The sequence below is a fragment of the Pseudomonas asplenii genome (assembly GCF_001293465.1).
GTDB classification, from domain to species: domain Bacteria; phylum Pseudomonadota; class Gammaproteobacteria; order Pseudomonadales; family Pseudomonadaceae; genus Aquipseudomonas; species Aquipseudomonas fuscovaginae_B.
Genome location: NZ_JSYZ01000020.1, coordinates 1 through 11,277, shown reverse-complemented (window position 1 = coordinate 11,277; position 11,277 = coordinate 1). Strand labels below are relative to the sequence as shown.

Sequence of the window (11,277 nt, the reverse complement as noted above, 5' to 3'; positions counted from 1 at the left end):
GAGGGTTTGTGATGAACGTAGCCATTGTTACCGCCTGCCCGAATGGCATGGTCACCAGCGTGCTCTGCGCCCGCCTGCTGGAAGCGGCGGCCTTGCGCCTGGGTTGGAGCACCAGCGTCGAAGTGCACGATCCCCGTCACCCCGAGCGCCAGTTGACGGCGGCCACCCTCGCGGCGGCGCAATGGGTGCTGCTGGTCAGCAGCGTGCCGGTGGAGATGTCGCGGTTCGTCGGCAAGCGCGTCTATCAGGTCGCGCCAGCCCAGGCTCTGCAGGATGTCGACGGTGTCCTCAGCTGCGGCGCCGAAGAGGCCAGGGTGCATGTCGCCCCCGAGCCGACGCCGGACAGCACGGCGACCGGCCAACGGGCCGCGCGCCTGGTGGCGGTGACCGCCTGCCCGACCGGCGTGGCCCACACCTTCATGGCGGCCGAAGCGCTGCAACAGTCGGCCAAGCGCCTGGGCTATGAGCTGCAGGTGGAAACCCAGGGCTCGGTCGGTGCGCGCAACCCGCTCAGTGCCCAGGCCATTGCCGAGGCCGACGTGGTGTTGCTGGCGGCCGATATCGAAGTGGCCACCGAGCGCTTCGCCGGCAAGAAGATCTACCGCTGCGGTACCGGTATCGCCCTCAAGCAGCCGGATGCCACGCTGAACCGGGCCCTGGCCGAAGGCAAGCCGGAGACCGCGGCGGCGGGTGCCAGCCAGGCGCCGGCCAAGCAGGAGAAGACGGGTGTCTACAAGCACCTGCTGACCGGTGTTTCGTTCATGCTGCCGATGGTGGTGGCGGGTGGCCTGCTGATCGCCCTGTCGTTCGTATTCGGCATCACCGCCTTCAAGGAGCCCGGCACCCTTGCCGCGGCGCTGATGCAGATCGGCGGGGAGAGCGCGTTCAAACTGATGGTGCCGCTGCTGGCGGGCTACATCGCCTACTCGATTGCCGACCGTCCGGGCCTGGCGCCGGGCATGATCGGCGGCCTGCTGGCGAGCACCCTGGGAGCCGGTTTCATTGGCGGTATCGTCGCCGGTTTCCTGGCGGGCTACAGCGCCAAGGCGATCAGTCGTTATGCCCGGCTGCCTGTCAGCCTGGAGGCGTTGAAGCCGATCCTGATCATTCCGTTGCTGGCGAGCCTGTTCACCGGGCTGGTGATGATCTATGTGGTCGGCAAGCCGGTGGCCGGGATGCTCGAAGGGCTGACGCATTTCCTCGACAGCATGGGCACCACCAATGCCATTCTGCTCGGCGTGCTGCTGGGCGGGATGATGTGCGTCGACCTCGGCGGGCCGATCAACAAGGCGGCCTACGCGTTCTCGGTCGGGTTGCTGGCATCGCAGAGTTATGCACCGATGGCCGCGACCATGGCCGCCGGCATGGTGCCGCCGATCGGCCTGGGCATCGCCACGCTGATCGCCCGACGCAAGTTCGCCCAGAGCGAGCGCGAAGCGGGCAAGGCGGCGTTCGTGCTTGGCCTGTGCTTCATCTCCGAGGGGGCGATCCCGTTTGCCGCCAAGGACCCGCTGCGGGTGATTCCGGCGAGCATCGCCGGTGGGGCACTGACCGGTGCCCTGTCGATGTACTTCGGCTGCAAGCTGATGGCGCCCCATGGCGGGCTGTTCGTGATGCTGATTCCGAATGCGATCAACCACGCCTTGCCCTACCTGCTCGCGATCATTGCCGGCAGCCTGCTGACGGCAGTGGTCTATGCCGTGCTGAAGCGGCCGGAAGCGGTGGAGCTGGTCGCGGAGCCGGCGCAGGCCTGATCTGCATCGGTATCACCGATCGTTCCCACGCTCTGCGTGGGAACGATCAGGAGCCGGCTGTCACACCTCTTTCATTCCCTGCAGCTAAGTTCAGCGTTTGGCTTTTTCCAGGGAGTGCACCATGAGCGATTTCAATCTCGGACGCCGTCGTGTCATGCAGGCCGTGGGTGCCGGCATTCTCCTGCCGGGCCTGGCCCCGGCGGTGATCGCTTCGGTCAAGGATCGTCCGCAACTGACCGATGGCGTGCAGTCCGGCGACCTGCAGGGCGACAAGGCGATCGTCTGGAGCCGCACCGACCGCCCGGCGCGGATGGTGGTGGAGTGGGACACCCGCAGCGTGTTCAGCAACCCGCGGCGCTTCGTCTCGGCGCTGGCCGACGCCCGTACCGGCTTCACCGCCCGGGTCGAGCTCAGCGGCTTGCCGGTCGACCAGGCGATCTTCTACCGCGTACGTTTCGAAGACGCCCAGACCGGCGTCTCCAGCGAGCCGTGGTTCGGTCACCTGCGCAGCGTGCCGCAACAACGCCGCGACATCCGTTTCGTCTGGAGTGGCGACACCGTCGGCCAGGGCTTCGGCATCAACCCCGACATCGGCGGCATGCGCATCTATGAAGCCATGCGCCTGCGCCTGCCGGACTTCTTTATCCACAGCGGCGACACCATCTATGCCGACGGTCCGATCCCGGCGCAGATCACCACGGAAAGCGGACGCATCTGGCGCAACATCACCACCGAGGCCAAGAGCAAGGTCGCCGAAACCCTCGACGAGTTTCGCGGCAACTACCGCTACAACCTGATGGACGACAACCTGCGGCGGTTCAACGCCGAGGTGCCGCAGATCTGGCAATGGGACGACCATGAGGTGACCAACAACTGGTCGCCGAGCAAGCAACTGGACGAGCGCTACAAGAACAAGGCTATCCACAGCCTGGTCGGGCCCGCGCGCCAGGCCTGGCTGGAATACGCGCCGCTGCGCCGGCAACTGGCCGACGGCGGTGGGCGGATCTACCGCAGGCTCGGCTATGGGCCGATGCTCGATGTGTTCGTGCTCGACATGCGCAGCTACCGTGGACCGAACGATGACAACCTCGGCGCGGAAAAGGCCTTTCTCGGTCGTGAACAACTGGAATGGCTCAAGCGTGAACTCAAGGGATCCCGGGCGCAGTGGAAGGTCATCGCCGCCGACATGCCCATCGGCCTGGGCGTGCCGGATGGCGAGGTCAGCCCCGGGGTGCCGCGCTGGGAGGCGATTGCCAACGGTGACCCGGGCCCGGCCCAGGGGCGTGAACTGGAGGTCGCCGAACTGCTCGGCTACCTGCGTGCGCAAAAGGTCCACAACACGGTCTGGTTGACCGCGGATGTGCACTATTGCGCCGCGCACCACTACCACCCGGACCGTGCCGCGTTCCAGGATTTCGAGCCGTTCTGGGAGTTCGTCGCCGGGCCGCTGAACGCCGGCAGCTTCGGGCCCAACGTGCTGGACAAGACCTTCGGCCCACGGGTGGTGTTCCAGAAGGCGCCAGCGGTGCAGAACAGTTCACCGTTCGCCGGTTTCCAGTTTTTCGGCGAGGTGAATATCGACGGCCAGAGCGGCGAGATGAGTGTGGTGCTGCGGGATCTGGATGGGGTGGCGGTGTTCGAGCAGAAGCTGCAGCCGGTCTGAAGCCGGCTGCACGGGGGGCACAAAAATCAACACGGGTTTACAGTGCTGGGTTGGCGTGCCTCTATTGGAGGAAAGTGCGGATATGGTGCAGTTCAGCTGACTTGACCGTGGCAAAGGGTTGGGGGGGATCATTCCGCCACTGCTTTTCAAGGAGGGCTCTCTCGTGTTGAAAACAATCGAGTCGCTTAGACTCTTCGGGGTTCATATGGTCTGATACAAACGCAATTATCTTTTTCTCGGCCATCGCAAAAATCTTTTCGCGCAAGACTGGATGCTTAAAGATATGTGCGTGCTCCCTGAGTATTAAATCTTTCAAGGGGTTTAACAGGGGGTTGGCGCCGCTGCCTGCCCCTCTGGGCACAAAGACACCTTGCTTGTTCGCTTCTCCCGGCAAGCCGACTTTCCAGGCCAAACGGCCTAGTTGCTGCTTGAAACTGAGCGCCTGGTCGGATGGCATCTTTTGCTTGTCGACCAGTTTTTCACAGTTGTCATGGATCAGCGTAAAGCACCCCGCAACCAACTCCTCGCGATTTTTGGGGTCTGTCGGATCTATTTGATCTTTGAGATTGGCGACCGCCCTATCGACCATTTTGTTGATGTCGGGCCTCGGTAACAGCAGGTATGAGTATACCTCCGAGGGTCTTTCGTTTGGGGCGGGAGCAGAGCGAGTGAGTGTTCCAAGTTGCATTGAGCCAGATTTGTTGGATACAGATTGCACCCCATCTCCCACTCTGCAGGCCCCACCTTTTACCAACTTGCCGGTATCGTTCACAGACGAACGAACCGTTGCTGTTATACCGAGCATCCTACTTAACCTTTATCTTTGTCGTGCCGAACGCACGACAGGGAAGTGTATTTAAGGGATGTCAATCAGGTCGGGCTTATCAAAAAGGCTCAAGCGGGAAACTATCCTGTCCATTGTTCGGAGGTTGGGACGTCGGCTACGACCGGAGTCCCGTCGGTCTCACATCAGTTATCGAAGTGCCTGCCGTCAGAGTCTCTGACGGCACGGATAGGAAGGGCGAGCGTTTAGTAGACATCCCGGCGATAGCGCCCCTGCTCGATCAGCCGTTCGACCTGTTCGGCACCGAGCAGCTCCACCAGGGTCTGGTCGACGCCGGAGGCCATTCCCTGCAGGCTGCCGCAGATGTAGATCGCCGCGCCTTCGGCGAGCCAGCGGCGCAGTTCGTCCGCAGCCTCCCGCAGGCGATCCTGCACGTAGACCTTGGCCTGCTGGTCGCGGGAGAACGCCAGGTCCAGGCGAGCGAGATCCCCCCGGGCCAGCCAACCCTGCAGCTCCTCCCGGCAGTAGAAGTCATGGGCCTGGTTGCGTTCGCCGAACAGCAGCCAGTTGCGTTGTTCACCGTCGGCGATGCGTGCCTTGAGCAGGCTGCGCAGTCCGGCCAGGCCGGTGCCATTGCCCAGCAGGATCAGCGGGCACGGTGCCTCCGGCAGATGGAAGCCGCTGTTGCGCCGCAGCCGCAGGCTGATGGCGGCGCCCAGGGCCGCATGTTCGGTCAGCCAGCCGGAACCCAGGCCAAGGCTGCCATCGGCGTGCCGCTCCTGGCGTACCAGCAGTTGCAGTTCGCCGTCGCTGGCGATGGAGGCAATCGAATACTCGCGTTGCGCCAGTGGCACCAGCGCATCGACCAGCGCCTGGGCATGCAGGCCGACCAGGTGCCCGCGATGGTCCGGGAGCTGGCGGCTGGCCAGGGCCTGGGCGAGGGTTTCCGAGAGGCCGTCGAGCTGCACCGGGCTGGCGGCATCGAGGCCCAGGCCGCCGAGGAAATGCGCGACCGCGGCGCTGCTCTGGCGTGGCAGGACTTCCACCAGGTCACCGGCTTGCCAGGTGCTTGGTGTGGGCGCGGTCAGGCTGAGCAGGTAGACCCCGGAGCCGCTGCTGCCCGGGTTGAGCAGTTCGCGCCGGCTGAGGGTCCAGTTGTCGAAGCGCGGCGCCTGCCAGGCCGCCACGGGCGCAGCACCGGTGACCTGGCTGAGCTGCTGTTGCCAGTAGCGCAGCGCGTACGGGTCGCCGCTGTCGACTTCCACCGGAGCGAACAGCGTCTGGCCGCCACGGGCGTCGAGCCAGCGGTGCAGGCGCCGGGCGAAGCCGCAGAAGTTCGGGTACTGGCGGTCCCCGAGTGCCAGGACCGCATAGTTCAGGTCATCGAGGGCCAGGGCCTGGCCGAGCACCTTGCGCTCGAAGCCGCGGGCGCTGTCCGGCGCTTCGCCGTCGCCAAAGGTGCTGACGACGAACAAGGCATGGCGTGACTCGCACAGTTGCCGTTCGCCGACTTCGGCCAGAGGCTGGACCCGTACCGACAGGCCGGCCCCCTGCAACTGGCCGGCGGTCTGCCAGGCCAACTGTTCGGCGAAACCGCTCTGGCTGGCGAAACCCACCAGCCAGTCGCAGGCGTTGTCGCTGTTCTGGCCGAGTCCTTCGCGGGCCTTTTTCACCGCCTGTTTCTTGCGCCGGCGATCCAGGTACAGCAGCCAGCCGGTGACGAAGAACAGGGGCATGGTCAGGCTGGATACCGTCAGCAGGATCCGTCCGGTGACACCGAAATAGCTGCCGACATGCAGCGCGTAGATGCTGGTCAGCAGTTGCGCCTTGAGGCTTTTATCGGCGTAGCGGAAGTGCTCGCGGATGGTGCCGGTGGCCGGATCCAGGTTGATCTGGTTGAGGGCACGATCGTGGGGCGAGTCCTGCAGCATGTAGTACACGGTGGCCGGCTGGCCGGCCACCGGTGGCATGCGGATGTTGTAGGCGCTGAGGCCGGGGCCGGCAGCCTGGCGGATGCTGGCCCAGATCGCGTCGTAGTCGGCGCTGGGCGCCGGGCCTGCCGGTGCCGGGCCACGGCCGCCCCGGCGCTGCTGGGCCGGGGAGTCGGACATCAGTTTGTTCAGGCCGTTGGCGTACCACTCGTAGGACCAGTACAGGCCGGTCAGTGCCGACAGCAGGTAGAACACCAGGCACCAGGTGCCGGCCACCGAGTGCAGGTCCCAGTTGAAGGCACGGCCTTTTTTCGCCCAGTCGAGGGTCAGCCAGGCGCGCCAGTCGAGGGCCTGGCGCGGCCAGCGCAGGTACAGGCCGGACAGGCAGAAGAACACCAGCATCAGGGTGCAGGCCCCGGTGATCTGGCGGCCGGTATCGCCCATGGCGAGGAACCGGTGCAGTTGCAGCATCAGGTTGAAGAAGTCCTGGCCGACGGCGTCGCCCAGGTAGTCGCCGGTATAGGGGTCGAAGTAGCGCAGTTGCCCGCGACGTTCCCCCGGCGGGGCGGTGAAGAACACCCGTGCGGCCTCGTCACCATGGGGCTCGACCCACAGCATCGCAACACGCTTGCCCTCGGTGGCCTCGAGCTTGCGTACCAGCTCGGCAGGGGGCAGGGCCTCATGGTCGGGGACCTCGACCTGCAGCACCGAGGGGTTGAGCAGGCGCAGCAGTTCGTCCTGGAAGGACACCACGGCACCGGTGATGCCCATGAAGGCCAGCACCAGCCCGGCGGTGATGCCGAACAGCCAATGCAGTTGGAACAGTGTTTTTTTCAACACGATGACCGCCTTGCTCAATCAAACCGATTCTTCACGGCGCGCATTATGCCGTGTGTGCGAATGCGACAAATTCATATTGGTTAGCTTTTTACAAATATTGCGCTACACAGCGCTACAACGGACCTGACGCACGAAAGCCCCGCTCACGGGCATGAGCGGGGCTTGCGGCTACGCATCCACCTAGAAGTGGAAGCTGGTGGTCAACAGGGCGGTACGACCGGGCGCCTGGTTGGCGAAGTGGGTCGAGAAGGCCTTGTCGTAATAGGTCTCGTTGGTCAGGTTCTGCACGTTGAGTTGCAGGTCGATGTTCCGGGTCAGCTTGTACGCGGCCATGGCGTCGTAACGGGTGTAGGACGGCACGTAGACGGTGTTGCCGGCATCGCCGTAGACCTGGTCGACATAGAAGGCGCCGCCACCGAGGGTCAGCTTGGGCATCACCTCGTAGGTGGTCCACAGGCTGAAGCTGTTCTTCGGCGTGTTCGGCATCTGGTTGCCGCTGGCCTGGGCGGCACCGGCGGTGACCGCACCGTTGCGACCGGTCAGGCCGGCGTCGACCAGTTCGCTCTTGAGGTAGCTGTAGCCGGCGAACACCTGCCACGTGTCGGTGATCTTGCCGCTGGCCGACAGCTCCACGCCGTCAACCCGTGATTCGCCGGCGTTCTGGTAGATGTTCTGGGCGACCAGGATCCGGGTGTTTTCCTTCTCGGTGCGGAAGATCGCCGCGGTCAGGGACAGGCGGTCGTGGAACACGTCCCACTTGGTGCCCAGCTCGTAGTTGGTGGTGGTTTCCGGTTCCAGGTCGCTTTTGAGCACAAGGTTGTTGCCGGCGGTCAGCGGGTTGCCGTCGCTGCCCTGGCCGAGCATTGCGCCTGGTGGCGTGGCCGAGGTGGCGTAGGACACATAGATGCTGCCGTTTTCCACCGGTTTCCACACCAGGCCGCTCTGCCAGTTCCAGAAATGGCTGTCGTTACTGGTCTTGCCGGTCGTGGTGTTTTTGGCCTTGGTCTTGAACGAGTCATAGCGCAGGCCGACGTTGAGCTGCCATTTCGGGTCCAGCTCGATGGTGTCGAAGGCGTAGGCCGCGCGGGTGTCGCCGGTGGTGTCGGTGCCCGCGTAGTTGCGGGTGATGGCGCCGGTCCAGGCATCGTTCGGATTCGGGTTGCTCAGCGAAGTACAGCTCGGTGTCGTGCCCGGGTTGCAGACCTTGGCGGTGTTGCCTGCCACGTTGTAGCTGCTGACCTGGCTTTCCTCGCGGCTGAATTCGACACCGGTGGAGTAGCTGTGCTTCATGCCCAGCAGTTGGAAGTTGCCGAACAGGTCGGTCTGGTTGGTGGTGGTCTCGGTGTTCGACACCATGGTGTTGGCGCGGCGCCAGACGGTGCCGTAGCGGTTCACGTTGAATTTGCTGTCGTCCGGCTGGGTCAGGATGTAGTCCTGGCCGGTGTTGCCGTGACGCAGGGTGTTCTTGAGGGTCATCGCATCGTTCAGGTCGTGCTCGAAGGCGAAAGTGCTGATGTCGGTGCGGGTCTTGCGGAAGTCGCGGTCCTTCAGGCCGTAGAAGTTGCTGCTGTCGCCGCCGTCGTTCGGTTTGTCGTGGACGTGGGCGGTGGCGGTCGCCGAACCGTAGCCGTAGGGAATGCCCGAGTCCGGCAGGTCGTCGCTCTGCATGTGGTAGTAGCTGAGGTTCACGCGGGTGTCGGTGCCCAGGCCGAAGCTCAGCGAGGGGGCGACGCCCCAGCGGTCGTAGTTGATCGAGTCGCGGCCGGCGACGTTCTGCTCGTGGCTCATCAGGTTCAGGCGGAACGCGGCGCTGTCGAGGAACTGACGGTTGACGTCGAGGACGTAGCGGCGGGTCTGATCGGAGCCGTAGGTGAAGCCGCCGTTGGTGAAATCGGCCTGCTTGGGCTGCTTGCTGACCAGGTTCAGGCTGCCGCCGGCGGAGCCGCGGCCACCGAAGGAGGAGTTGGGGCCCTTGCTCACCTCGATCGATTCGATATCGAAGATTTCCCGCGATTGTGCGCCGGTGTCGCGCACGCCATCGACGTAGGTATCACCCTGGGCATCGAAGCCACGGATGAACGGCCGATCGCCCTGCGGGTTGCCGCCTTCGCCGGCGCCGAAGGTGATGCCCGGGACGGTGCGCAGGGCATCCTGCAGCGAGGTGGCGGCGGTGTCCTTCAACACCTGCTGCGGCACCACGGTGACCGAGCGCGGGGTGTCGACCAGGGGCGCGGTGTACTTCTGCGAAGAAGCCTTTTCGACCTGATAGGAGGTTGACTCCTGGGCTTCGCCTGTCACGTTGGTGGCACCGAGCGAGAGCACGTTGCGCTGAGCCTTGCTGTCGGTTTCCTCGGCCGCCTGGGCCAGGTGCGCAGCCGAGGTGGCGGTGATGGCCATGCCGATCGCCGAGGCGAGCAGACGTGGTGAACCGTTCGGTATTTGTCGTTGTTGGCGTGACATCGGAAGTGCCCTCCCCAGGGTTTTGAGGCGGCGGAATATAGGGTAAACAAGTATTTGTATCAATTGCGATAAATTGCTATTCGCAGATAATTTACATTCTTTACAAATTTTCCTTACGGTTTTTACGCTCTCGTTCGTCGGCGTTGCCGAACGGCGTTTTACAGGTCCAATAAGAATCAAATACCATTGCGATAATTTCTCTTTAAGGTATCTCCCTCATGCTGTTGCACATCCCTGGCGTGTTCTCCCGCGAAGAGGTGCTGCGCATTCGCGAGGCGCTGGAACAGGCCGATTGGGCCGATGGCAAGGTCACCGCGGGGTATCAGTCGGCCAAGGCCAAGCACAACCTGCAACTGTCCGAAGGGCATCCGCTGGCCAAGGAGATCGGTGCGGCGATGCTGGAACGGCTGTGGAAAAACCCGCAGTTCATGTCCGCGGCGCTGCCGCACAAGGTGTTCCCGCCACTACTGAACTGCTACACGGCGGGCGGCAGTTTCGACTTTCATATCGACAACGCGGTACGCCAGCCCAGGGGCAATCCGGAGCGGGTGCGTACCGACCTGTCGTCCACGCTGTTCTTCAGTGACCCGGACGAGTACGACGGTGGCGAGCTGGAGATCCAGGACACCTACGGCACGCGGCAGGTCAAGTTACCGGCCGGTGACCTGGTGCTCTACCCGGGCACCAGCCTGCACAAGGTCAACGCGGTAACGCGTGGGGCACGGTATGCGGCGTTCTTCTGGACCCAGAGCCTGGTCCGCGAGGACAGCCAGCGCACCCTGCTGTTTGACATGGACAATGCGATCCAGAGCCTGACCCGTGACGTGCCCGATCACCCGGCCCTGATCCAGCTGACCGGTACCTATCACAACCTGCTGCGTCGCTGGGTCGAGGTGTAGGCGATGGGCTTTCAGTTGCGCCGCGAAGAAGTGCTCGATGGCGAGTCGTTGAAGGCCATGCTGGAGGAGAATCCGGCCCGCGCCGCGCAGGCCATTCTGCTGGCGGCCGGCGAGGGGATCGTCGAGGCCCAGGCGCTGCTGGGGCAGATTCTCCTGCAGGGGCAGGGCATCGAGCAGGACCCGGCGCTGGCCGTGCGCTGGTTCGGCATCGCCGCCAACGGCGGTCACGCGATGGCGCGCAACATGCTTGGACGTTGTCATGAGCATGGCTGGGGTTGCGAGGCCGACGCCCGGCAGGCGGCACGGCATTATCGGATGGCTGCCCAGGCCGGTCTGGATTGGGGCCTGTACAACTATGCCAACCTGCTGGCGACCGGGCGTGGGGTGGCCGAGGATCAGGTGCAGGCGCTGGCGGGGTATCGGCAGGCAGCGGAGATGGGGCATGCCAAGTCGATGAACCTGCTGGGGCGTTACCTCGAAGATGGGCGGTTCTGCCCGGCTGACCTGGCGGCGGCCCATGAATGGTATCGACGTTCTGCAGAGGCGGGGGATTTTCGCGGGCAGTTCAGCCATGCGGCGGTGCTGGCCGATCAGGGCCAGGTCGCGGCGGCCCGGCAGTGGCTGGAGCGGGCATTGGAGGGGGGCAATCTGAAGTTTCTCCGGGTCAGTCGCCAGGCGCTGCTGGCGGCTCGTGATCCGACGATTCGGGCGATGGCCCTGGCCTATCACCAAAGGGCGGCTGAGCTGGGTGATGAAAGCGACCGCGCTGCCTTGCAGGCCTTTGAGGGATAGCACTGTTTCCCTGTTTGCGAGCAAGGCTTGAGGGCCTCTTCGCGGGCAAGCCCGCTCCTGCAAGTTACACAACCTGTAGGAGCGGGCTTGCCCGCGAAGAGGCCAGTCGGTCCTTGCACATGGCCATGGATGCCCATGTCTAGTCCTGAAATAG

General features: G+C 64.2%; 7 protein-coding genes. 4 read left to right on the top strand and 3 right to left on the bottom strand.

What is annotated here, in order from left to right:
- Positions 1-11: 11 nt before the first annotated feature.
- Both PF66_RS25060 and PF66_RS25055 read left to right on the top strand, forming a co-directional pair.
- Entirely contained in the window at positions 12-1,754 is a 1,743-nt protein-coding gene (locus PF66_RS25060; protein ID WP_054064116.1) for a PTS fructose-like transporter subunit IIB, read from the top strand.
- Between the two features lie 121 nt (positions 1,755-1,875).
- Positions 1,876-3,417 (top strand): alkaline phosphatase D family protein, encoded by a 1,542-nt coding sequence (locus PF66_RS25055; protein ID WP_054064115.1) that lies wholly within the window; start codon positions 1,876-1,878, stop codon positions 3,415-3,417.
- Positions 3,418-3,478: 61 nt separating this feature from the next.
- Here PF66_RS25055 and PF66_RS25050 read toward each other — a convergent pair whose 3' ends face one another.
- The 3 genes from PF66_RS25050 to PF66_RS25040 all read right to left on the bottom strand — a co-directional run bounded on the left by PF66_RS25050 (position 3,479) and on the right by PF66_RS25040 (position 9,432).
- Positions 3,479-4,222, bottom strand: a complete 744-nt coding sequence (locus PF66_RS25050; protein ID WP_081009904.1) for a hypothetical protein — start codon at positions 4,220-4,222, stop codon at positions 3,479-3,481.
- A gap of 224 nt (positions 4,223-4,446) precedes the next feature.
- Positions 4,447-6,972 carry a sulfite reductase flavoprotein subunit alpha gene (locus PF66_RS25045; protein ID WP_054064147.1) on the bottom strand — a complete coding sequence of 842 codons (2,526 nt, stop codon included), beginning with the start codon at positions 6,970-6,972 and terminating at the stop codon, positions 4,447-4,449.
- Positions 6,973-7,152: 180 nt separating this feature from the next.
- On the bottom strand, positions 7,153-9,432 hold the full coding sequence (locus PF66_RS25040; protein ID WP_054064113.1) for a TonB-dependent receptor: 2,280 nt from the start codon (positions 9,430-9,432) through the stop codon (positions 7,153-7,155).
- 218 nt (positions 9,433-9,650) lie between these two features.
- Between PF66_RS25040 and PF66_RS25035 the strand changes: the two genes are divergently transcribed.
- Both PF66_RS25035 and PF66_RS25030 read left to right on the top strand, forming a co-directional pair.
- Positions 9,651-10,331, top strand: a complete 681-nt coding sequence (locus tag PF66_RS25035) for a Fe2+-dependent dioxygenase (RefSeq protein ID WP_054058521.1) — start codon at positions 9,651-9,653, stop codon at positions 10,329-10,331.
- 3 nt (positions 10,332-10,334) lie between these two features.
- Positions 10,335-11,123 carry a tetratricopeptide repeat protein gene (locus PF66_RS25030; protein ID WP_054064112.1) on the top strand — a complete coding sequence of 263 codons (789 nt, stop codon included), beginning with the start codon at positions 10,335-10,337 and terminating at the stop codon, positions 11,121-11,123.
- Positions 11,124-11,277: the final 154 nt, after the last annotated feature.

Coding starts and splice junctions, on each gene's coding strand:
- PF66_RS25035 (WP_054058521.1), top strand. CDS start 9,651: ATGCTGTTGCACATCCCTGGCGTGTTCTCCCGCGAAGAGGTGCTGCGC.
- PF66_RS25040 (WP_054064113.1), bottom strand. CDS start 9,432: ATGTCACGCCAACAACGACAAATACCGAACGGTTCACCACGTCTGCTC.
- PF66_RS25050 (WP_081009904.1), bottom strand. CDS start 4,222: ATGCTCGGTATAACAGCAACGGTTCGTTCGTCTGTGAACGATACCGGC.
- PF66_RS25055 (WP_054064115.1), top strand. CDS start 1,876: ATGAGCGATTTCAATCTCGGACGCCGTCGTGTCATGCAGGCCGTGGGT.
- PF66_RS25030 (WP_054064112.1), top strand. CDS start 10,335: ATGGGCTTTCAGTTGCGCCGCGAAGAAGTGCTCGATGGCGAGTCGTTG.
- PF66_RS25060 (WP_054064116.1), top strand. CDS start 12: ATGAACGTAGCCATTGTTACCGCCTGCCCGAATGGCATGGTCACCAGC.